Below are 23,460 nucleotides of genomic sequence, written 5' to 3' on the forward strand. Positions count from 1 at the left end.
AACGAATCTGCCCGTTAATAAGGGATGAAAAAGGTGTGAATTTTCACACCTTTATTATATTTAAGAGAGGAATTTACATAAATATGAAATTAGCAATTTCTTATAATGAGATGGTAAAAGAATTTTTAGGGAAAGTAGAAGGAAGTATTAAAATACCTAAAGATGTGCAAGGAACGGAACTTAGGATAAAAAGGAAAACTAAACTATTTCCAAATTTGACTCACATTGTAGATTTAATAGGAGCGACTGCAACGTGGTTATATCATATTTCTAAAGAAAAACATATTGTCGTGCTTTATCATGTAAGAGGAAGTTTATTTCCGATTACTATTGAAGTTTCTAATTTTCTCTCCTATGAAAGTTTGAATTTACAGATTGAAGAGCAACTGGAACAAATTAAAGAAATGAATGAGGAAGAAATAGAAGAGTTTCAAAACGGTAATACATTATATGAAATGTCACCTATTATTATTGGTGAAACATATTATGAGCTACAAGACACGAATACATTACAATTTGTATTTAGTAAAAATATGCAAAGTGTAGAAATAATATTTAATAGTGTTAATTGGAAGGAAACAACGATTACTCGTTATGCACAACAAATACAAGGTGTTTTAATTTGTACATCACAAAATAAGAATAATTATATAAAGAATTTTAATATTATTACAGAGGCCGAGATGGCACTTTATAGTCAAGTGAATGATACGACAGCAGTATATCCTGAGAAAAGTATCGTCGATATGTTCTATAATACTGTTACTCAATTTCCAAATCGTATAGCTTTATCTTCAAGGGAAGGTACTTTAAATTATGAGGAGCTAAATAAAAAAAGTAATCAAATAGCTCATATGTTAATTAAAAATGGCGTCCAATTAGGAGACTATGTTGGAATATTTATGAAACGTAGCATAGACACAGTAGTAAGTATGGTAGCTATATTAAAAGCTGGTGCAGCGTATGTTCCGATTGATCCAGATTATCCGGAAAGTAGAATACAGTACATTATTCAAGATAGCCAAGCGAAAGTTATATTGATGAAAGAGACGCCTATAACATGTGATGGGGTTCAAACAGTTTCAATGTATGATAGTGAAACTTGTGAAGATATAGATGTAAAGTTGTCTATTCATTGTGATGATGTAGCTTATATGATTTATACATCTGGTTCAACAGGGAATCCAAAGGGAACGATGTTAGCACATAGAGGCGTTGTTAATCTGTACACTTGGATGCAAAAGCAATATGAATTGACAGAAGAGGATGTATTTGCCCAATTTCCTTCTTTTAGTTTCGATGCTTCTGTATGGGAGTCATTTGCTTCTTTATTCTGCGGAGGAAACTTGTATGTATTATTAGAGGAAGAGCGATTGTCTGTAGAAGCATTTGCAAATGCAATCTATAAAGTGAAAGCAACTTCGATCTTGGCATTAGCAACAATTTTTGTTCGACAAGTAGCAACTTATTTAGCAGAAGAAGATATATATAAGCTAGCTTCCCTAAAAAGAATTGCGATTGGCGGTGAAATGTTGCCTGTAGAGGTTATTAGATTGTGGAGAGAAAGAATAGGTACAAATGTTGAAATTCATAATGTATACGGACCGACAGAATGTACTGTAGTGACGACAACCTATAAAATACCTAGTCAGTTAAATGAGGATGTTGCGAGTATTCCCATTGGTAAACCATGTGCTAATTATCAAGTTATGATTTTGGATGAGAATATGAATCTTTGTCCAATTGGTGTACCTGGTGAATTATATATTGATTCAGTAGGATTAGCAAAAGGGTATTTTAATAAGCCTAATAAAACAATTGAAGCTTTTATTCAGAACCCCTTTAATCCTATAGTTAATATATATAAAACAGGTGATATTGTTAAGTTATTAGAGGGTGGAAATATAGAATTTTTACATCGGAAAGATGATCAAGTAAAGATTAGAGGACATCGTATTGAACTAGGAGAAATCCAAAGTAAAATTTCTCAAAATCATAATATAAAAGAAAATGCTGTTTTTGCTAAGAAGAGTAAGGAAGGTAGCCAATATTTAATCGCGTTCTATACAACTTTAAATAAAAAAGAAATACCAGAATTAGTTTATCAGTTACAAGAGCAATTACCAGATTATATGGTGCCATCTAAACTAATTTATATTAATGAATTACCACTTACACCTAATAAAAAGATTGATGTTAAGAAGTTAGCTCAGTTAGAAGAAAAGTATGAACCGGTTCGTCTACAAGAATATGTTGCACCTTCTAATAAAGCAGAGAAACAAATAGCGCGCGCTTGGGCGGAAGTATTAGGAATTTCAAAAGTTGGAGTGCATGATGATTTCTTTACAATTGGTGGACATTCATTAAAAGTATTACGAGTCTTAACGTTGTTAAAAGAAGATTTTTCACATTTAACAATTCAAGATTTCTTTAAAGAAAGAACGATATATGGATTAGCTCGAATTGAGCGAGAAGTAAAAGTAGAGAAAGAAGAAGTATTTCGTGAATATAAAGTGATTCACGAACCAGATACTATTACGTATGCAAACGTTTTGGAAGAAACCCAGATTTTAAATGTCTTTTTAACAGGAGCTACTGGTTATTTAGGATCACACATATTATATGAATTGTTGAGAGATACATCTGCTACTATTTATTGTTTAGTAAGACCAACCAAAGATGTGCAACAAAGAATTATAGATACATTAACAGGCTACTTTAGTGATATATGTGAAGAATGGTTACAGCGTATACAGGCCGTAGCTGGTGATCTGGGGGAAGAGTATCTTGGGATGAGCGAAGAAGAATTTATGTTCATCAGTTCTAAGATGGATACGATAATTCATTGCGGTGCAGATGTAAGACATTTTGGAGATGTAAAACAATTTGAAAATATAAATGTCCAAGGAACTAGCCGTATGCTAGCATTAGCGGAGAAAGGTGCTACATACCAATTTATTTCTACAATTGGTATCCCGTTAGAATTAGCGGTAGATCAATGGGATACATACATGAAAACTGGTGATTTTAATTACAGTGTAGACTTAGAGAATGTATATTCAAATAGTAAACTACAAGCGGAAAACATTGTTCGTGAAGCAATGAAAAATGGTTTGCGCGGAAATATTTATCGTGCAGGTAATTTAGCATGTCATTCAGAAACAGGTTCGTTCCAACAAAATATTGAAGGAAACGCATTTTATCGTCTTATTAAAACAATGCTATTAATTGGGAAAGCACCAAATGTGAAGTGGAAAGTTGATTTCACACCAATTGATTTTGCTAGTAAATCAATTGTATCGTATTTAAAAGATTCGCAAATTGTAGGAGAGACGTTACATATTTGTCATCCACATCAAATTGAGTTTGAACAATTTATACAGTTAATTGGAGAGTGTGGATACAATCTTAAAATGGTTCCACTTTCAGAATATGTAAATACCGGACTTGAATTAGCGAAGGGAAATGAAGTAATAGCAGAGTTAATTGCTTCTCAAGTTGCAGGAGATGGAGCGCAGCAATCTGAAATTGTAATGGGTACGCGTAGAACGAATGAATGGATTAAGAAAAAAGAATTGATAGTACCAGCAATCAATAAAGAATTTATACAGCAGTTATTAGCTCATGGTGAAAAAGTTGGATATTTTCCAAAAATAATGAAATGATTATGCATGCTTTTGTTTGTTCAATAAAATAAATCATGCTACAATGAAAACGAATTAAGGACCGGGGAGCCAATTGGCTGAGAGGATGTAAGTAAACATCGACCCTCAACCTGATCTGGATAATGCCAGCGTAGGGAGTTACTTAAAGTGATGTAGCATATGTTATTCTATAATAACTTGCAGAAAAGGCTTTCCTACGCAGTAGGAAAGCCTTTTCTTATTTTTGAAATCTAATTTTATAAGGGGGATTTTATTATGTCACAACAAGTTACAATGTCATTTTCAGTAGTACCACAAGCGAAAACGAAAGATGTATATTCTGTTGTCGATAAAGCAATTGAAGTTGTGCAACAATCGGGAGTTCGTTATGAAGTAGGGGCAATGGAAACAACTTTGGAAGGAGAATTAGATGTACTTCTTGATGTCGTTAAACGTGCGCAACAAGCTTGCGTCGATGCTGGAGCAGAAGAAGTGATTACTTCTATTAAAATCCATTATCGTCCAAGCACTGGTGTAACGATAGATGAAAAGGTTTGGAAGTACCGTGATGAATATGCAAAACCAGAAGCAATCTAAACTTATTACAACTATTTGGCTTATCCTTCTCATTGCGATATGGGAAGGATCTGTTTCATTATTTAAAATCGAACCGTGGATTTTACCAAAGCCTTCTGCCATTGTTCAAGAATTAATTGGGATGAAAGATTTACTATTACCAAATACGATGCAAACACTGCAGGAAGTTATAATTGGACTATTCTTTGCAATTTTATTGGGGACGAGCATCGCAATTATTATGGACGTTATACCTTTATTTCGTATTTTAATAAATCCATTGCTCGTTATTTCGCAAACAATTCCAATTGTTGTACTTGCACCGCTATTTATTATTTGGTTTGGATATGGGATGTTGCCGAAAGTAATGGTCGTAATACTCGTTTGTTTCTTCCCAATTGCGCTTAGTATTTTAGAAGGTTTTCAAACAGTAGATAAAAACATGTTGAAGCTGTTACAAACAATGAAGGCGACAAAATGGCAAGTTTACCAGAAAGTAAAATTTCCAGCAGTGCTTCCATACTTTTTCTCCGGTTTAAAAATTGCAGTTACATATAGCGTAATGGGGGCAATTATCGGAGAATGGCTCGGTGCAAGTGAAGGATTAGGCGTTATGCTTACGAGGGCTACAAAATCCTTTTTGACTGCCCGAGTATTTGGTGTTGCAGCAATCATCGTTATAGTGACATTATGCCTGTATTTTATCGTAGAGTTTATGGCAAGAATAACAGCACCATGGATATATAGAAAGGACGGCAGAAAATGAAAAAAGGTTTGAAATTTATGTTAGCTGCCTTAGTAGCGGTAGGTGTGGCTGGATGTAATCCGGCGAAGAAAGAAGAAAGTGCAAGTAAAGAACAAAAAGTAAAAGTAGTATTAGATTGGTTTCCAAATACGAATCATACTGGCTTGTATGTAGCGCAAACGAAAGGTTATTACAAAAAGCAAGGATTAGATGTAGAAATTATTCAACCAGGTGACAATGTAACAGCAGAGCAAATGATAGCATCAGGAAAAGCAGACTTCGCAATAAATGCACAAGAAAATGTAACATTAGCTCGTGTGGAAGGAATTCCTGTTGTATCTGTAGGAGCGATTATTCAGCACAACACTTCAGCGTTTGCATCGCTTAAGAAAGATAATATGACGTCACCGAAAGATTTTGAAGGTAAACGTTATGGCGGCTGGGGAGGACCAGCGGAAGAAGCGACATTAAAGACGATTATGGATAAGCATCAAGCTGATTTTAATAAAGTTGAAAAAATCATCTTAGGACAAACAGATTTCTTTAAATCAATCGGCCGTGATGCAGATTTCGAATGGATTTATTACGGTTGGGATGGTATTGAAGCGAAGCGCCAAGGAAAAGAGTTAAATACGATTATGGTGAAGGACTTAGATCCAGCGCTTGATTTCTATAGTCCTGTTATTATTACGAGTGAAAAACATACGAAGCAAGATAAAGACTTTGTGAAAAAGTTTATGAGTGCAACAACAGAAGGTTATAATTTTGCAATTAAGGAACCGAAAGAAGCTGCTGATATTCTAATTAAAGCTGTTCCAGATGTAAATAAAGATTTAGTTCAAGAAAGCCAGAAATGGTTAAGTACGAAGTATCAAGATGATGCGAAAGCATGGGGAGTACAGAAGGAAGAAATTTGGACGAATTACATGAATTTCTTATATGACAACAAAGTTATTAAAAAGAAAATCGATGTAAAAGATGCTTTTACAAATGAATTCCTTCCAAGTGAAAAATGAGCGGATTACAAATAAAAAATATAGTGAAATCTTTCGACGGAAAGAATGTATTAGAGAATATTAGTGCCTCTATACAAGAGGGAGAGTTTGTTTCCTTTGTAGGACCGAGTGGTTGCGGGAAAAGCACATTATTAAACATGATTGCAAATGTTGAAAAACCAACAAGCGGGAACGTAATGTATAAAGATAAGCAAGTACAAGAGCAAGATGTTGTTAGTTATATGCCACAACAAGATTTATTACTACCGTGGCGATCAGCTTTGCAAAATATCGTTCTTCCGTTAGAAATTGAAGGAAAGCCGAAAAAACAAAGGCTGACAGAAGGAATGGAAGCATTAAAGCAGTTCGAACTAGATGAATATGCAGACCATTATCCAGATGAATTGTCTGGTGGTATGCGTCAAAGAATTAGTTTTCTGCGCACATATTTATGTGAAAAGCCAATTATGCTGCTTGATGAGCCTTTTGGAAAGTTAGATGCATTTACAAAAATGGAAGTACATAGCTGGCTTTTAAACTCTTGGCATCAAGAGAAGCAAACAATCGTTATGGTTACACATGACTTAGATGAGGCAATCTTGCTTTCAGATCGCGTATTTATTTTATCTCAAAGACCAGCGTCAATAGTTGGCGAGGTACAAGTGAGATTACCTAGACCGAGAACGATGGATATGTTAACATCACTCGAATTAAAAGAGGATAAAGAAGAGATTTTAAGTGTGTTAGCTCCTTATATGAAAAAATAGAAAAAGTCTTTTAACAGTTTTTAGTATAATTACTGTTAAGAGGCTTTTTTTAGAATATGAAAAGATGGAGAAGGAACAAAAGGGAAAATAGAGAATAGAATATAACAGAGTAGTTTATACTCTTAATATAACAAATGTTAAAGGAGTGAAAGGATAAAATGACTTTATCAACTGTTCTTCAAATGGTTTTAGCTTGATATGGGAGAAGTCTGCCCATTTTTTAAGATTAAGCTAAATTGAAGACAGCAGGTAAAGAACCTTAATCCTTTTTTACGATAATATGTAATGGGTAAGGTGTATTCACCTTACCCATTTTTATATGCATAATTAAATAAGGCTTCATACTGTTGGTCTCTCTATTTAGCTTATGGACGATAAGTAAAGGAGAGAAAAAAATGAGTATATTAACAGTAGAAAATTTAAGTCATTCGTATGGTGAGAAAACCATCTTATATAATGCATGCTTTCGATTATTAAAGGGGGAGCATGTTGGGTTAGTAGGAAAAAATGGGATTGGAAAATCAACACTGCTAAGAATTTTAACAGGAGAACTTATACATGATGATGGGAACATTGAATGGTTTCCACATGTGAAGGTTGGATTTTTGCAGCAGCATATAGATTTACAAGAAGGAATAACAATTGAAGGATACTTGCAAAGTGCATTTTCTAACTTGTATGCGATTGAATACGAAATGTTAAAAATTGCAGAAGAGATGGCTGAAGCAGTAGAAGTAGAAAAATTGTTAGTAAGGTATGGAGAGTTACAAACTATATTGGAAAACTCTAATTTCTATCAAATTCATACAGAAATTGAAGAAGTGGCAATTGGTTTAGGGCTGTTTGAAATAGGATTGGAAAAGGATGTTTTAAAGTTAAGTGGAGGACAGCGGACAAAGTTATTACTAGGAAAGCTTCTTCTAGAAAAAGCTGATGTTTTATTGCTAGATGAACCAACGAACTATTTAGATACAGCACATATAGAATGGTTGCAATCGTACTTGAAACTGTACGAAAAAGCTTATATTATCATTTCGCATGATGAAGTATTTTTGAACAATATTACGAATGTCATTTACCATCTAGAAGAACGAAAAGTTAAGCGATATGTAGGGGATTATGAAAAGTTTTTACAAAGTTACCAAGTACAAAGGAAACAATTACAATCGGCGTATGTGAAACAACAAAAAGAAATTGCTCAGTTAGAAACATTTATTCAAAAAAATAAGATTCGAAAAGCAAAACAGGCAAAAAGTCGAGAGAAAGTATTGGAGAAAATGCAAAGGGTTGAAAAGGTTAATAATATACCTCGGTCCCGTTTTGCTTTTACTGTTTATAATGAACCAGTAAGTCGTATATTACAGGCTGAGAAACTAAGAGTGGGTTATAGTGAGCCGTTATTTCCAGACTTGAATTTACAAGTGAAAAAAGGAGAAAAGATAGCTGTTGTTGGTCATAACGGTATTGGAAAAACGACAATGTTAAAGACGTTATTAGGTCAAATAAAGCCGCTAAGCGGTTCAATTTTTGTTGGGGAACGAGTAAATCCTGCTTATTTTGCACAGGAAGAGTTTGCTTCAGAAATAACACCGTTAGAGAAAGTTTGGGCAGAACGACCAGATATGACAAAGAAAGAAGTGCGCCAAGCATTAGCGAAGTGTGGATTGAAAGAAGAACACGTATTAAAACCTATTCGTTTATTAAGCGGTGGAGAGCAAACGAAAGTGCGTTTATGTGAACTTATCGTAACGAAAAGCAATGTTTTAATTTTAGACGAACCGACTAATCATTTGGATGTAGAAACTAAGATGGCTTTACAGGAAGCGTTACAACAATACAAAGGAACAGTTTTAATTGTCTCCCATGAACCTTCTTTCTATGAATCGTGGATAACAAAAGTATGGAATATAGAAGATTGGAATGCTGAACAATATGAATAAAGAAAAGGCATTAGCTTTTATGAGCTAATGCCTTTTCTTTGTGATTAACATGATTTTCGAGAACTCTTACATGAGAATTGTATGAAGAAGCACTCTTATGGTGCGCTTATAAGCGTGCTTTTTCTTTTGTTATATTTATAATAATACGAAAGCCTTTCCCTAACAGGTGACTATCTTTCTTTATATATATAGATAGTTCAAAATGGAATGAAAATAATTCCTATATGTAAAGGATAATGTGGATATTATAGGAAGACAATAGAAATTAAAGGAAATTCATGTAAAATTCAAATGAACTTCATATAAACTTCATATTAGAAACCAAATATAATTATAATAGGTTATTATGATATTTTTGATTTTTCATAAAATTAAAAGTTTGAATTTAGGAAGTCTTGCTCGAACCTAAATTCAAACTTTAGTGAAATAATTAATGGATATTACGTCTAGTTTTCGCTAATGACGGCATTTAAAAGTTCGGCAGGATTACCTGTTCCTGCACCACCGATTGTAATAGATCCACCAGGAGGAATTTCGCCATTCCATCCTGCGTTTGTAATTACATAATGATTATTTGTTTTACTACTAATTTTAGAATCCCAAACTTGTGTTAAATTGCCGCTATAATCAAACTCTAATTTCCAATTTTTAATAGGAGTCGTTCCATTATTTTTGATTATAATCGAGAAGTTATAACCGCTGCCCCAATTCGAAGTGACTGAAAATGTAGCAGTGCCATTTCCATCAGGAGGTGTCGTATTAGCTTCATCCGTTTTGACAGTAAGAGCGGTAGGTTGTGATTTATTTCCAGCAGCATCTTTGGCAATTACTGAAAATGTGTATTCCGTATTAGGTTTTAAGTTTTTAATTGTAATGCTATTTGTTGTTGTACTCCATTTCTCTTCTCCAGCAGTAATTTCATATTCCGTAACTCCTACGTTATCAGTAGATGCAGTCCAGTTTAATTGAACTGAGTTTGAATTTTTATTCGTAACTACAATATTTTTAACGTTCGTTGGTGGCTCAGTATCTTTTTGACTAATAGGTCCACCAAGTAATTCTTTTACTAGCGTATCAAGTAATTTTGGACCACTACAACTATATTTTGGACTTGTACGGCAATCCCCGCTTAGTTCCCAAAACATTGCTCCACTTAAACCCTTCGTCTTTATATAGTCTGTTTTATATTTCATAGATTCATTGTCATCGTAGCTAATAAATGTGCCTGTAGTCGCATTATATAAGTAAGGTACTTTAGCTGTGTCATTCCAGTAGCGTACAAAACCATTCTTATTAACGTAATTGGCTGCTAAATCACCGTAATCATAGACACCTGTGTCACCGGTAGAATAATCATCCCAAGTACCTTTAGAAGCAAGTTTCCCATCGCTACCTGGTTTGCAAGGTTGATATTGTCCGTTATTTTCTTTTCCACAACTTTTCCATCCACGTCCGTAAAAAGGTACGCCTAATACTAGTTTATCGACTGGAACACCTTCATTTGTATAAACATAGCACCATCTACGTAAAAATTCGTATTTGCTGCTGGGTCATTTGGATCCTTGTATAGAGCTGCATTATGATTAGAAGTAGCTTCCCATCCACCGTGGAAATCATATGTCATAATATTAATCCAATCGAGTATTTGAGAAATTTTCTTTAGCTCTGTATGATCAGCGTAGCGTTGGCTTGCACCTGACGCGATTGTTAGTAAATATTGTTTGCCATCTTCAGCACCTGCTTTATTCAAAGCATTTCGGACGTCTTGAAGAAGGAGAGTGAAATTTTGTTTATCTTCAGGACGATAACTACCACCAGGAATCGTTTCAACGCCCGGATATTCCCAGTCTAAATCTACGCCATCAAACCCATATGCGCGAAGAAAAGCTACTGTAGATTCAGCAAATACTTTTCTTGTTTTTTCATCAGCGGCCATATCAGAAAAGCGGTTAGACCAAGTCCAGCCACCAACGGAAATAATTGTTTTTAAGTGAGGATATTTAGCTTTTAATCGTTTTAGTTCTCCGAAATTTCCGCAACGGGCATATTTATCGCAATCTTCCCAAGTTGTACCTGAGCCAGGATACGATTTGGTAACATCAGCCCATGGTTCACCGAGTACGAGAGTACCATTAGGAACCTCTTTATTTTGCAATGGTACACCAGATTCTTTACAGTTCCACGTTTGTTTATTTGGATTATCAGGATGGGTAGAAGGATTTCCATGTTTTCCATTCCAACAAATATCCGCGAAAGCATAGTTAAGGTGAGTAAGTTTTGATGCATCAATGTCAGCAACTTGATAATTACGTCCGTAAACGCCCCACGAAGGAAAGTACCCAACAATTTTTTGACTTTGCTTTGGTGAATCTGCTAATGCGAGATTTGGAGTAATAAAATTTGTGAGAAAAAGAGGTAAGAAAAGTAGTAGAGATAGTAATAGCAGTGTGAATTTTTGAGACCTCATAGCCATTTCTCCTTTCAAAATAAAAGATATATTTAAAGGCATACGCCAATAAATCAAAATGAATCTAGACGTATGAAACGTCTAGATAAAATGATCAGACATCACGAAGTCTATACAAGGGAGCTGGGGGTGATTAAATCGTAACAAATGTAAGATTTAGTGTAAACGCTTTATTCAGTTGTAAAAGACTTTCTCAATACAAAAAGGCTTGAATACAAACTATATATGAAAACGAAAGATTGGTATGGGAGGAAATAGCTCATTATAAATAAATTTGAGAAAAAATTGTATGGAGCCAATTATTAAAGACGTAGAAAGATAAGGAAATATCATGTAAAATAATAGTAAAAATATGTAAAGGAGGGGACGGTGTGGATGTGTTTTTGAACATTGCTGAAGAAAAAATTCGACAAGCGATACGGAATGGTGATCTTGATTATCTTCCGGGAAAAGGAAAACCACTACAATTAGAAGATCTTTCAATGGTACCTCCAGAACTTAGAATGAGTTATAAAATTTTAAAAAATGCGGGAATGATTCCACCAGAGATGGAACTACAAAAAGATATATTAAAAATAGAGGATCTAATTGCTTGCTGTTATGATGAAGAAGAGAGAAAGAAATTACGAGAAGAGTTAACAATAAAAACGTTACGTTTTCAGCAGGTAATGGAAAAGAGAAAGATTAAAGATAGTTCAGCTTTTCGTATGTATCAAGACAAAGTATTTCGTAAACTACGCTAAGAGGGATAAGATGACTACATTTAAAACGATAGAAGAATTAGCGACCTATATCGAAGAACAACAATTGGTACTTCTTTTTATTAAAACGAAAAATTGTGGTGTTTGTGATGTTATGCTAAGAAAAGTAAATTGCTTATTAGAGAATTATGATTACGTAGAGAAAATAGAGATATTACTACAAGACATGCAAGAGATTGCGGGGCGATATGGAGTATTTACAGGGCCAACAATTTTATTATTTCATAATGGAAAAGAAATTCTTCGTGAATCACGCTTCATTTCACTTGAAAATTTAGAGAGAACCATTCAATTATTCGAGGAATAAGGGAGGCTTTTATATGGAATTTATTATTGTCATACTATTATTTGTTGTAGTTGGAATAATCGTAACAGCAGTTCGATCGAACAAAAAGAAGGTAAATCTTACAAAACAAAATAACATTCATAATTCATCTAACAGCTCATCACCATTATTTTTCTTTGCTGGATCTGATAATGATAGCTCGCATGATGGTGGCTCACATGATTGTGGAGGGTCTTTTGGGGGAGATAGCGGAGGAAGCTGCGGTGGCGGTGGTGATTGATGAAAATGCGCCTTATATAGGCGTATTTCTTTTTAAACAAACGTTTGATTAGTCGGCTTACATATGCATAAACACAGTTAAACAAACGTTTGATTAATATTTTTAACATATTAAGGGGAATGGAAATGAAAAGGGAACCGAAAGTGAAAAATAAGGGGAAAGTAGTGTTATTTTTATTAGCTGCGGGAGGTGTAATTCTTGTTAAATTAGCATTTAAATTTGGAACAATACATATGATTCGAACTTGGTTTGAAAGTACGTTTTCTTAAATAAGGAATATAGCCTCTTGCGATAGAGGTTTTTGATTTGTTATTATTAGACTGAACGGTCGGTTTAAAGAGGTGTGAATATGAGAAGAAGCGCAGAAGAGATAAAGAAAGAAATTGCATATAAAGCAGAAAGTCTATTTTCACAGAAGGGCTACGCAGCTACATCTATGGAAGAGATTTGTGAAATTACAGAGCGAAGTAAAGGAAGTATTTATTATCACTTTAAAAGTAAAGAAGATTTATTTTTATTTGTAGTGAAACAGCATACGTATGATTGGCTTGAAAAATGGAATGAAAAAGAGAAGTTGTATAGCACTAGTACTGAAAAACTATATGGTCTCGCGGAATATCATGTAGAGGACATACAGCAACCAATTTCAAATGCAATAGAGGAATTCTCTATGAGCCAAGTTGTAAGTAAAGAGATTCTGGATGAACTGTTAGCTTTAACTAGAGAATCATATGTTATGTTTGAGAAATTAATTGAAGCAGGTATACAGTCTGGAGAGTTCCGTGAAGATAATACTCGTGATCTTATGTATATTGTGAACGGATTATTATCAGGGCTTGGAGTACTTTACTACGAGTTAGATTATAAAGAGTTGAAACGTATTTATAAAAAGGCAATAGATGTATTGTTAAAAGGAATGGCATCTGATATTTTACAACAATTTGCAATTTGGATCAGAAATATGGCTCTTTTATATTTCATAATGGAGCGAACGAATAATGATCCAGTTTCAGTGTCTCTATTATCTGTCATGGAGTATGCACCTATCTTTATTTTCTCGTTCATTGGTGGTGCATTAGCAGATCGCTGGAATCCGAAAAGAACAATGGTCGCTGGAGATGTGTTGAGTGTACTGTCTATTATAGGAATTGTCCTGTTGTTAAAGCTGGATTATTGGCAGGCTATATTTTTTGCAACACTCATTTCCGCGATTGTAGGTCAGTTTTCTCAGCCCTCATCTTCGCGTATATTTAAGCGCTATGTAAAAGAAGAACAGGTAGCAAATGCGATTGCATTTAACCAAACATTACAGTCATTATTTCTAATTTTTGGGCCAGTGGTAGGATCGCTTGTGTATACACAACTTGGTTTATTTACGTCACTATATAGCTTAATCATTTTATTTTGGTTATCTGCTATCGCCCTTTCATTTTTACCAAAATGGGTTGAAAAAGAGCAAGTGGCAAGAGATTCATTAAAAAATGATATAAAAGAAGGGTGGAAATACGTTCTTCACACGAAAAATTTACGTATGATTACGATCACTTTTACAATTATGGGTTTAGCTGTTGGATTAACGAATCCATTAGAAGTATTCCTTGTAATTGAACGTTTAGGCATGGAAAAAGAAGCTGTTCAATATTTAGCAGCAGCTGATGGAATAGGTATGTTAATCGGTGGTATTGTTGCTGCAATTTTCGCTTCAAAAGTGAATCCGAAAAAGATGTTTGTATTCGGTATGGGCATATTAGCGATATCATTTTTAGTAGAAGGGCTATCTACATCATTTTGGATTACTAGTTTCATGAGATTTGGAACAGGTATTTGTTTAGCTTGTGTTAATATTGTTGTCGGTACGCTTATGATTCAACTTGTACCAGAAAATATGGTTGGAAGAGTAAATGGGACGATTTTACCACTGTTTATGGGGGCAATGCTAATTGGAACTTCACTAGCTGGAGGATTAAAGGAACTAACTTCACTAGTTACTGTATTTTGTATAGCGATGGCACTTATTTTATTAGCGATAGGGCCAGTTCTACGTATGCAAATAAAAAAAGAAGATGTTGCTAATAAAGAGGCACTAACAAATTCGTTAGCTTCGAAATAACTATTGTAAGGGAGCAAAATTGCTCCCTTTTTCTTTGAGGAACTTTTGACAACTATATGAGCCAATTATATACTGATGTTGTAAAAACAATTTTACAGGTTAGGAGCAATGGTGTGAAAAATCAAATCTATGAATTACGCACTGAAAATAATATTTCACAAGGCGCATTAGCTGATAAATGCAAGGTTTCTAGACAAACGATAAATGCAATTGAGAATAATAAATATGATCCAAGCTTAGCGTTAGCATTCCGTTTAGCTGAAGTATTAGGAACAACTGTTGATAAATTATTTTTGTACAAGCAGTAGAGTCGTTCATTATAAGGCGCACCGTTAAAAATAAAAAAGATCCTCTTCTTATGAGAAGAGGATCTTTTCTTATAGCGTTTTAGTCTTTGGACTAGGTGGTGTAACGGATGTATTATTTTCTGGAACTCTAGTGAGTAAGAATCCACCGATAATAAACAATACAATAATACTAAGAACACCAGCGTTTGTTTTTCCTGTTAATTGCGTTGTAACACCGACTAATACCGGGCCCATAATTGCGGCGAACTTACCAAAGATATTATAAAATCCGAAGAATTCATTAGCAGATTCTTTTGGTACTAGTTTTGCAAAGTATGAACGACTTAGTGCTTGAATACCACCTTGAGATGTAGCAACTAACATTGCTAAAATCCAAAAATCAAGTGTCGTTTTTAAGAAATAAGCATATGTGCAAATAATGATATAAATAATGATACCGACATATAACATTTTTTTACCAGTAAATGTTTCAGATAGTTTTCCGTATAGTAACGCAAATGGACAAGCGACAATTTGTGTTACAAATAATATGATTAATAGATTCGTTGCACTGATACCGAGGTCGGTCCCGTAAGCTGTAGACATAGTAATAATTGTATCGACTCCGTCAATATAGAAAAAGTAAGCAATTAGAAACATAAATACAGTTTTATATTCTTTAATATTTTTAAAAGTATCAGTAAGACGTTTGAAGCTCATTTTAATAGGTCTTGGATGACGCTCAATATAGTGTGTTTGCTCTACGTTTTTAAGCATTGGAATTGTAAATAACCCCCACCAAAGAGCAGTTATCGCGAATGAAATTTGACTAGCAATGCCAACTGATAAAGGGATAGTTCCTTTTTGAGCAAGAATAATAAGAGCGATACAACCGATAAAAGGAATAGTACTCCCAATATAGCCTAAAGCGAAACCTCTTGTAGAAATTCGATCCATTCTATCTTCAGAAGTGACATCTACTAAAAATGCATCATAGAAAATGTTGGCTCCAGCAAAACCAACTAAGGCGAGCATATAGCATCCTAATAATAAGTACCACTGAGATGTTGGAACGACTGCTAACATACTTGTAAATACGATACCAAGTCCAAAGAAGAATGTGAAAAATCGTTTTTTAAATCCTTTATAATCAGCAACTGTGCCGAGAATAGGAGCAAGTATAGAAATTAAAAGTGTAGCGAACGAGTTTGCATATCCCCAATATGCTGTTGAAGTTGCACCAGATAGCCCGGCTTCTTTTGCAGCTGCTTTAAAGTAAATTGGAAATAATGCAGTTGTAATGACGAGCGAATATACCGAGTTCGCCCAATCGTATAATATCCAGCTTTTTTCTTGTCTGGACATTTTTTTCATATAGTGTTCCCCCTTAAATTTGTTCTACTAACAGTGTACAAAAATAAAAATTATAAAAAGAGAAACAGTGATGATTTTTACAGAACTTTTACATATATACACAGTTCTTTACAATTGGAGTAAATCCTCTACAATTGATCCGTCTGTTTCGCCTAAGTGTAAACCGAGTAGTCTAGCGATAGTTGGACCTTCATCAATAAGTCTCATATACGGGACGGTAACGCCGGTTTTTATTCCTTTTCCAGCAGCGATAAAAATTGTTTCATAGTTAGGTTTTGTTGGAGAGTATCCATGCGTACCAAATGTATATTTTTTACTAGGCGTAACATCTTTTTCAGTAATTTCTTTTATAAAATCTCCTGTATAGTTTTCAGTGAAATAATACCCCTCTTGCGCTTCTAACATAAATAAACAATTACCATCTGCACCGCAGTCTTTCGCAGCTTCATCATGAAGTATAAATTCAATTCCATTCTGTTTATTTTGCAGCAGTTCTTCAAGGAGTAGTTGTACTTCTCGAATTGTATCCGTATCATTTTTGTCTTTCACATATACATAGGCAGACCCGTCGCAACTTTGACAATAGGCCTTCCAATCTACTAATAGCCCTTTTTTATTTATAGATACGAGGCCTTTTTGTTGGAATAGCACATTTAATTGAATTGCTTTGTTTTCACTTAAAGCGCTATGGTCACCAAGAGCGATAATTGTACTCTCTTCGTATAGGTCACTGTCTTTTAAAGTTTGAATAATTTTCCCGAGCCGCTCATCATGTCTATGAATTGCAGCTATTGTTTCGTTAGATTCAAAGCCATGATAATGTCTTTTCGTGTCTAAATCAGTGAAATGTACGAACATAACATTAGGCTTTTTCGTCTGAATGGTGTGTACAGCAGAGGCGAGGACGAAATCATCCAGCTCTGGTTGTGATAAACCATTTCTTATATGGCCGAAACGACGATTTAAATCTAATTGGTATAGTGGGCTACCGCTAAATAAGGAAACTAACACTTGATTTTGCCACGGTCTATTGGGGAAAATTTCTGGTAAATTGTAATCAATGTTTGCTCTCCCAGTAACAGGCCATAGAAGGGCAGCTGTCGTTAAATTTGCTTTACGCGCTTCATCATACAATGTTGTTCCTTTTATCGATTTTCGGTACCAATGCCAATCAGGTGATTCACGTCCTGGTTGAAGTAACGTATTACTAACAACACCGTGCTTGTTAGGGTAATTACCGGTTACGATTGTTGAGTGGCTTGGATATGTTACAGAAGGATAAATTGGTTCTACTTTTTCGACAACCGCGCCCTTTTTTATTAGAGATTGGAAATGAGGTAGTTTTTGTAGTATAGGAAAATCTAAAGCTGATAAACAGTCGAATGATAAAATAATGACACGATTCGTTAATGCTTTATCCATAAAGTAATCCTCCTAAGTATATAAAACCTATTCTTATATATTACTATTAATACCTAGTAATAAAAATATGTTTCTGAATAAAATTTATTGTTTATTTTCAGAAAAATTAAACATATAATAAATATAAGGGAATCTATGGACGGAGGGAATAGTATGGACTGGTTAGATGGATTCGGTATATTTTACATCATTGGTGGCATCACAATTCTCCTTGTATTTGCTATTTCATATTTACTAAAGAAACGTTTTCCAGACAAACAGTTTGATATTATATTTGCACTGATTGTAATACTTCTTTGCTTAGCATCATTTCCTGTTACCATGATGGTTATTGGTGGGTGGGAAGGAATGGGATATGGATTTATTGGTTTCTTCGTTCTACTAGGTACACTTATTGGTATGATTGCACATCAACTTGTAAAAATTACGCGAAAAAGCTACGTATAAAACTGTAAAAAATGAAAAGAATATAAAAATAAGAAAATTCACTCTTGTTTTAGGTTGAAATTTATATTATGATAATCAACAAATTTATTTCGTTATAACGATGAAAAAGGACTAGTACATATTCAACCTTTTTAGCAGAGAGAGAATCCGCCAGGCTGAAAGATTCTTAAAAAGGCAATATGGAACCTGCCTTTGAGTTCTGCATATGCAGCGGGAATTTCCCGTTATCAAAAAGAGAGCATGCGCAATTTTTGTGCATGAATCAGGGTGGTAACGCCGGCAAAGCTCGGTCCCTATTTAGGGACGCGGGCTTTTTTGTATTTTCTAGAAGGAGGAAGACTGACTATGGCAAAAGAACAAGTGCAAGCCATTACGAAGATGGAAGAGGACTTTGCGCAGTGGTATACCGATATTGTAAAAAAAGCCGAACTTGTTGATTATTCAAGTGTAAAAGGGTGCATGATTTTACGTCCGTATGGTTATGCCTTATGGGAGAATATGCAGAAGGTGATGGATGAGAAGTTAAAAGAAACTGGCCATGAAAATGTATATATGCCAATGTTTATCCCAGAGAGTTTATTGCAAAAAGAGAAGGATCATGTTGAAGGATTTGCTCCTGAAGTAGCATGGGTTACACATGGCGGGAATGAAAAGTTAGCGGAAAGACTTTGTGTACGTCCTACATCTGAAACTTTATTCTGTGAGCACTTTTCAAAAATTGTGCAATCCTATAATGATTTGCCAAAGTTATATAATCAGTGGTGTTCAGTAGTTCGTTGGGAGAAGACAACTAGACCATTCCTTCGTACGACTGAATTTTTATGGCAAGAGGGTCATACAATCCATGAAACGGCAGAAGAATCGCAGGCTGAAACATTAAATATTTTAAACTTATATGCTTCTTTCTGTGAGGATTATTTAGCGATACCAGTTATTAAAGGACAAAAAACAGAAAAAGAGAAGTTTGCTGGAGCAAAGGCAACTTATACAATTGAAAGTTTAATGCATGATGGAAAAGCGCTTCAAACAGGAACCTCTCATAACTTTGGGACGAATTTCTCAGAAGCATTTGATATTAAGTTTTTAGATCGTAATGGTAAATGGCAATATGTGCACCAAACATCTTGGGGTGTATCAACAAGAATGATAGGCGGGCTAATAATGGTTCATAGCGATAATAATGGACTTGTAATGCCACCAAAAGTCGCTCCAGTGCAAGTTGTTATTGTACCAATTGCTCAGCATAAAGAAGGAGTTTTAGCAAAAGCAACAGAGTTACAAGGACATATTCAAAAGGTTGCACGAGTAAAAATAGATGCTAGTAATAAAACGCCTGGTTGGAAATTTAATGAGTATGAAATGAAGGGTATACCAATTCGATTAGAAGTTGGTCCTAAAGATATTGAAAAGAATCAAGTTGTACTTGTAAGAAGAGATACGAAGGAAAAAGAATTTGTACCAATGGATCAATTAGAAGAACGTATTCCAGCATTACTTGAAGAAATTCATAGTTCTTTATTTAATAAAGCAAAAGCATTTCGCGATGAGAATACGTATGCTGTGACAAATTTCGAAGAGATGAAAAAAGTAGCTGACGAAAAGCAAGGCTTTATTAAAGCAATGTGGTGCGGGGAATTGGCTTGTGAAGAGAAACTAAAAGAAGAAGTGGGAGTATCTTCACGTTGTATGCCTTTTGAGCAAGAGCATTTAGCTGAAGAATGTATTTGTTGTGGTAAAGAAGCTAAACAAATGGTGTATTGGGGAAAAGCGTATTAATACTCTTTTGATAGGTGATAAAAAGGACTTTGGGCTGCATAATAAAATGCAATCCAAAGCCCTTTTTAGTTTTATACATTATTTCATGTACTTTTTAGATGGAAGGATGTTGTTCTTATTTTACGTTTTTACGACGAATAAACAGTAACATACCAATGAGGAATGTTGAAAGACCCATTAAAATAGATATAGGGTAATGCGTTGCAGTATTAGGTAATTTATCACCTTGTTTTTTTGTATTATCTTTTACATTACCACCTTGAGAACCGTTGCCCTTCTGAGAATTGCTATCGCCTTTAACACGATTGCCACCTTGAGAGCCATTACCCCCTTGAGAACTGCTATCACCTTTAACACGATTGCCACCTTGAGAGCCATTACCGCCGTGAGAGCCACTGCCACCAGAACCGTTACCGCCAGAACCATTGCCACCAGAACCGTTACCACCGGAACCGTTACCGCCGGAACCGTTGTCACCAGAGCCACTGCCGCCAGAGCCGTTGCCACCAGAACCATTGCCACCAGAGCCATTGCCACCAGAGCCATTGCCACCAGAACCGTTACTGCCGGAACCATTGCCGCCAGAGCCACTGCCACCAGAACCGTTACCACCGGAACCATTGTCACCAGAGCCACTGCCACCAGAACCGTTACCGCCGGAACCATTGCCGCCAGAGCCACTGCCACCAGAACCGTTACCACCAGAGCCACTGTCGCCAGAACCATTGCCACCAGAACCGTTGCCACCAGAACCGTTGCCACCAGAACCACTGCCGTCAGAGCCGCTACCACCAGAACCGTTACCGCCGGAACCGTTGTCACCAGAGCCACTGCCACCAGAACCATTGCCGCCAGAGCCACTACCACCAGAACCACTGCCGTCAGAGCCACTACCACCAGAACCGTTACCGCCGGAACCATTGCCGCCAGAACCACTATCGTCCTGAGAACCGTTATTTCCTGGAGGTTTATTATTATCCTTTAAATTTCCTTCTGCAAAATGATCGCTATTTTGTACAACAGCGTTTGTTAATGGATGGAAGTTTTCAGTTGCAGCATTACCGATATTTAAACCGCTAAAAAAAGATAAAGAGAGTGTTGATGCTAAAATGAAGATTTTCGTCATGGTTTTCCTCCTAAGAAATTAATATTCCATCTAAAATACATCCCTTTGTAATATTTCTTAGGAAAAAGAGTTTTATGCAAAAAAAACTATATATAGAAAAAGGTGGTGTATTTGTCAAAGCAGAAAAGAGTTAATGTAGATTTCCTACAAATAGTAGAGGCGGAGAATTTACATTCATAACGGTAGAGGAAGTGGCAGTAGATGAAAGAGTACATAGCGTTTGATATTGGCGGTACGCAAATTAAGTATGGCATTGTTTCAGAAATAGGGAGAGTATTAAAGCGTAAAACAGTTGCAACAGAAATTCATTTAGGCGGAGAACAAATTATTCAAAAACTTATATATGTATCCAAAAAAATAATGAATGAACATACTATTGCAGGAATTGGTATTAGCACTACGGGAATTGTTGATATTAATAAAGGAATTGTGACGGGAGGTGCGGATCATATTCCGGGATATAATACTATTCCTATTATTGATAGATTGCAAGAGATATTAAAAGTTCCAGTATTGATTGACAATGATGTGAATTGTGCAGCGTTTGGAGAAAAGTGGAATGGTAGTGGAAGAGAGAAAGAGAACTTTATTATGCTCACCCTTGGAACAGGAATTGGGGGAGCAATTTTTATAGGTGGAGAATTGTACCGAGGACATTCATTTAGTGCTGGTGAATGGGGGAATATGTTAATAGAAGGAAAAACGTTTGAAGAGGTTGCTTCGATTTCAGGATTAATTCGGCTTGTAAGAAAATATAAAGGCAAAGGCGAGTGGAATGGGAAAAGAATTTTCGAGTTGTATGATAAAGGAGATCGGGAAGTTGCTCAAGCAGTTGGGATCTTCTTTAAACATTTGGCGATTGGAATTAGTAATCTTGCTTATATTTTTAATCCAGAAACGATTATTATTGGTGGAGGAATTACCGATAGAGGAAATGAGTTTTTAAAAGAAGTAAAAGAGGAGGTCAGTAAATACTTAAATCAAGAGATTTATAATAATTGTGAGATTGAACTTGCACAAAACGGTAATTGTGCAGGAATGATTGGTGCTATTTACCACTTCTTACATCATCATAAGTAAATTATATGAATGTTTTCATATAACTGAGAATTTATCCTTTTTATCGCTAGGTAAATAATGCTACAATATAAGAGAAGAATACAATATTTTCCGATTTGGAAAATGCTTTGTAGAAAGGGAGAAACTTCATGCCTATTATTTTAGAAAAAGGTCAAAAGATCGATTTAACGAAAGGACAACCAAAAGTAGCAAAACTACAGGTTGGCTTAGGCTGGGATCCAATTGGGCAATCAGGTGGATTTCTGTCTTCATTATTTGGAAGTAAACCAAATGTAGATTGTGATGCATCTGTTGTTATGTTAGAAGGAGATCGTTTTTTAAACAAAAATGATTTAGTTTACTTCGGAAATAAACTTTCTACTTGTGGTAGTATTATTCATTCAGGAGATAATTTAACAGGCGAAGGCGCTGGTGATGACGAAACAATTTTCGTAGAATTACATAAAGTTCCGAGCCGTATTAATCGTTTAGTATTCGTTGTAAATATTTATGACTGTGTAAATCGTCGTCAAGATTTCGGGATGATTCGTAATGCATATATTCGTATTCAAAACCCGCAAACTGCTGAAGAATTAGCACGCTATAATTTATCGGATAATTATGCTGGCAAAACGACTCTAATTGCAGGTGAAATGTATCGTCACGGAAGTGAATGGAAGTTTTCAGCAGTTGGAGAAGGAACACAAGATAAAAACTTAAGTGAGATTGTATCACGTTATCAATAAAATAACCGAGGAGGAATTGTATATGGCATCAATTTCATTGAAAAAAGGACAAAAGGTAGACTTAACAAAAACGAATCCAGGTCTTTCAAAAGTTCTTGTAGGACTTGGTTGGGATACGAATCGTTATGATGGACAAAACGATTTCGATTTAGATGTTAGTATTTTCTTAGTAGGTGCTAACGGTAAAGTTTCAGGTGCAGAGGATTTCGTCTTCTATAATAACCCAAAAGGTGCGAATGGTGCTGTAGAGCATTTAGGAGATAACCGAACTGGCGAAGGTGAAGGCGATGATGAATCGATTAAAGTAGATTTGAAAAATGTACCTGCACATATCGAACGTATTTGCTTCACAATCACGATTTACGATGGAGAAGGACGCAGCCAAAACTTTGGACAAGTTTCTAACTCTTTCGTACGTATTTTAGATGAAGAAAAGAATGCAGAATTAATTCGTTACGATTTAGGAGAAGATTTCTCTATTGAAACAGCCGTAGTAGTAGGTGAATTATATCGTCATGCAGGTGACTGGAAATTCAATGCAATCGGAAGTGGATTCCAAGGTGGATTAGCGTCTCTATGTAATAATTTTGGTTTAGATGTAGAGTAATAGATTTGATTTATATATCCATCGGTGAAATGCGTGTATACCGAT

The 23,460-nt window shown here is 35.3% G+C and carries 20 protein-coding genes, 2 pseudogenes, 1 riboswitch and 1 other annotated feature; of the genes and pseudogenes, 18 read left to right on the plus strand and 4 right to left on the minus strand.

Annotation, left to right across the window (positions count from 1 at the left end; genetic code table 11):
* Positions 1-83: 83 nt before the first annotated feature.
* The 6 genes from ACQRBL_RS01950 (at position 84) to ACQRBL_RS01975 (ending at position 8,667) form a co-directional block, all read left to right on the plus strand.
* On the plus strand, positions 84-3,665 hold the full coding sequence (locus tag ACQRBL_RS01950; protein ID WP_411996130.1) for an amino acid adenylation domain-containing protein: 3,582 nt from the start codon (positions 84-86) through the stop codon (positions 3,663-3,665).
* A 52-nt stretch (positions 3,666-3,717) separates the two neighbouring features.
* Positions 3,718-3,819: riboswitch (TPP riboswitch) on the plus strand.
* Between the two features lie 101 nt (positions 3,820-3,920).
* Complete coding sequence (locus ACQRBL_RS01955) at positions 3,921-4,241, plus strand: MTH1187 family thiamine-binding protein (RefSeq protein ID WP_000082906.1); 321 nt, start codon at positions 3,921-3,923, stop codon at positions 4,239-4,241.
* Complete coding sequence (locus ACQRBL_RS01960) at positions 4,213-4,986, plus strand: ABC transporter permease (protein ID WP_001057164.1); 774 nt, start codon at positions 4,213-4,215, stop codon at positions 4,984-4,986. The genes ACQRBL_RS01955 and ACQRBL_RS01960 overlap by 29 nt, the downstream gene beginning before the upstream one ends.
* Positions 4,983-5,981: an ABC transporter substrate-binding protein gene (locus tag ACQRBL_RS01965; RefSeq protein ID WP_411996131.1), complete on the plus strand. Its 999-nt coding sequence runs from the start codon at positions 4,983-4,985 to the stop codon at positions 5,979-5,981. Before ACQRBL_RS01960 ends, ACQRBL_RS01965 begins: the two co-directional genes overlap by 4 nt.
* Positions 5,978-6,727 (plus strand): ABC transporter ATP-binding protein, encoded by a 750-nt coding sequence (locus ACQRBL_RS01970; RefSeq protein ID WP_153217484.1) that lies wholly within the window; start codon positions 5,978-5,980, stop codon positions 6,725-6,727. The genes ACQRBL_RS01965 and ACQRBL_RS01970 overlap by 4 nt, the downstream gene beginning before the upstream one ends.
* Positions 6,728-7,122: 395 nt before the next feature.
* Positions 7,123-8,667 (plus strand): ABC-F family ATP-binding cassette domain-containing protein, encoded by a 1,545-nt coding sequence (locus ACQRBL_RS01975; protein WP_097920172.1) that lies wholly within the window; start codon positions 7,123-7,125, stop codon positions 8,665-8,667.
* A gap of 446 nt (positions 8,668-9,113) precedes the next feature.
* Here ACQRBL_RS01975 and ACQRBL_RS01980 read toward each other — a convergent pair.
* Positions 9,114-11,134, minus strand: a pseudogene (locus tag ACQRBL_RS01980) (glycosyl hydrolase family 18 protein).
* Between the two features lie 371 nt (positions 11,135-11,505).
* Between ACQRBL_RS01980 and ACQRBL_RS01985 the strand changes: the two are divergent.
* From ACQRBL_RS01985 to ACQRBL_RS02015, 7 genes and pseudogenes are all read left to right on the plus strand, one after another.
* On the plus strand, positions 11,506-11,877 hold the full coding sequence (locus tag ACQRBL_RS01985) for a DUF1992 domain-containing protein (protein ID WP_000382377.1): 372 nt from the start codon (positions 11,506-11,508) through the stop codon (positions 11,875-11,877).
* Between the two features lie 10 nt (positions 11,878-11,887).
* The gene (locus ACQRBL_RS01990) at positions 11,888-12,202 is read left to right on the plus strand and encodes a thioredoxin family protein (protein WP_000206518.1); all 315 of its coding nucleotides are present in this window, start codon (positions 11,888-11,890) and stop codon (positions 12,200-12,202) included.
* A 13-nt stretch (positions 12,203-12,215) separates the two neighbouring features.
* Positions 12,216-12,461 carry a hypothetical protein gene (locus ACQRBL_RS01995; RefSeq protein WP_000394364.1) on the plus strand — a complete coding sequence of 82 codons (246 nt, stop codon included), beginning with the start codon at positions 12,216-12,218 and terminating at the stop codon, positions 12,459-12,461.
* Positions 12,462-12,586: 125 nt separating this feature from the next.
* Positions 12,587-12,730, plus strand: a complete 144-nt coding sequence (locus tag ACQRBL_RS02000) for a hypothetical protein (protein ID WP_000817985.1) — start codon at positions 12,587-12,589, stop codon at positions 12,728-12,730.
* An 80-nt stretch (positions 12,731-12,810) separates the two neighbouring features.
* Positions 12,811-13,389 (plus strand): annotated as a pseudogene (locus ACQRBL_RS02005) (TetR/AcrR family transcriptional regulator); the annotation flags it as partial.
* Positions 13,378-14,571 carry an MFS transporter gene (locus ACQRBL_RS02010; protein ID WP_411996147.1) on the plus strand — a complete coding sequence of 398 codons (1,194 nt, stop codon included), beginning with the start codon at positions 13,378-13,380 and terminating at the stop codon, positions 14,569-14,571. The pseudogene ACQRBL_RS02005 and the gene ACQRBL_RS02010, both read left to right, overlap by 12 nt.
* 56 nt (positions 14,572-14,627) lie before the next feature.
* Positions 14,628-14,879, plus strand: coding sequence for a helix-turn-helix transcriptional regulator (locus tag ACQRBL_RS02015; RefSeq protein ID WP_002023181.1), 252 nt, complete (start codon positions 14,628-14,630; stop codon positions 14,877-14,879).
* 69 nt (positions 14,880-14,948) lie between these two features.
* On the opposite strand, the gene ACQRBL_RS02020 is transcribed toward ACQRBL_RS02015, so the two are convergent.
* Together ACQRBL_RS02020 and ACQRBL_RS02025 are read right to left on the minus strand one after the other, a co-directional pair.
* Positions 14,949-16,232 (minus strand): MFS transporter, encoded by a 1,284-nt coding sequence (locus ACQRBL_RS02020; RefSeq protein ID WP_000738821.1) that lies wholly within the window; start codon positions 16,230-16,232, stop codon positions 14,949-14,951.
* A gap of 108 nt (positions 16,233-16,340) precedes the next feature.
* On the minus strand, positions 16,341-17,654 hold the full coding sequence (locus ACQRBL_RS02025) for an ectonucleotide pyrophosphatase/phosphodiesterase (protein ID WP_023520986.1): 1,314 nt from the start codon (positions 17,652-17,654) through the stop codon (positions 16,341-16,343).
* Between the two features lie 153 nt (positions 17,655-17,807).
* Here ACQRBL_RS02025 and ACQRBL_RS02030 point away from each other — a divergent pair, with 153 nt between their 5' ends.
* Together ACQRBL_RS02030 and proS are read left to right on the plus strand one after the other, a co-directional pair.
* Positions 17,808-18,101 carry a YesK-like family protein gene (locus ACQRBL_RS02030; protein WP_043924604.1) on the plus strand — a complete coding sequence of 98 codons (294 nt, stop codon included), beginning with the start codon at positions 17,808-17,810 and terminating at the stop codon, positions 18,099-18,101.
* Between the two features lie 91 nt (positions 18,102-18,192).
* Positions 18,193-18,399: a binding site (T-box leader), on the plus strand.
* 47 nt (positions 18,400-18,446) lie between these two features.
* Positions 18,447-19,877 (plus strand): proline--tRNA ligase, encoded by a 1,431-nt coding sequence (gene proS / locus ACQRBL_RS02035; RefSeq protein ID WP_411996132.1) that lies wholly within the window; start codon positions 18,447-18,449, stop codon positions 19,875-19,877.
* 115 nt (positions 19,878-19,992) lie between these two features.
* Here the strand turns inward: proS and ACQRBL_RS02040 are convergent, their stop codons facing one another.
* Complete coding sequence (locus tag ACQRBL_RS02040; RefSeq protein ID WP_411996133.1) at positions 19,993-21,003, minus strand: LPXTG cell wall anchor domain-containing protein; 1,011 nt, start codon at positions 21,001-21,003, stop codon at positions 19,993-19,995.
* 201 nt (positions 21,004-21,204) lie between these two features.
* Between ACQRBL_RS02040 and ACQRBL_RS02045 the strand changes: the two genes are divergently transcribed.
* The 3 genes from ACQRBL_RS02045 to ACQRBL_RS02055 all read left to right on the plus strand — a co-directional run bounded on the left by ACQRBL_RS02045 (position 21,205) and on the right by ACQRBL_RS02055 (position 23,415).
* Positions 21,205-22,083, plus strand: a complete 879-nt coding sequence (locus ACQRBL_RS02045; RefSeq protein WP_411996134.1) for an ROK family protein — start codon at positions 21,205-21,207, stop codon at positions 22,081-22,083.
* A 128-nt stretch (positions 22,084-22,211) separates the two neighbouring features.
* On the plus strand, positions 22,212-22,808 hold the full coding sequence (locus tag ACQRBL_RS02050) for a TerD family protein (protein ID WP_411996135.1): 597 nt from the start codon (positions 22,212-22,214) through the stop codon (positions 22,806-22,808).
* A gap of 22 nt (positions 22,809-22,830) precedes the next feature.
* Positions 22,831-23,415 carry a TerD family protein gene (locus tag ACQRBL_RS02055; RefSeq protein WP_000146729.1) on the plus strand — a complete coding sequence of 195 codons (585 nt, stop codon included), beginning with the start codon at positions 22,831-22,833 and terminating at the stop codon, positions 23,413-23,415.
* Positions 23,416-23,460: the final 45 nt, after the last annotated feature.

Origin of the sequence: Bacillus sp. AF62 (genome assembly GCF_050312695.1) — a bacterium.
Taxonomy (GTDB): domain Bacteria; phylum Bacillota; class Bacilli; order Bacillales; family Bacillaceae_G; genus Bacillus_A; species Bacillus_A cereus.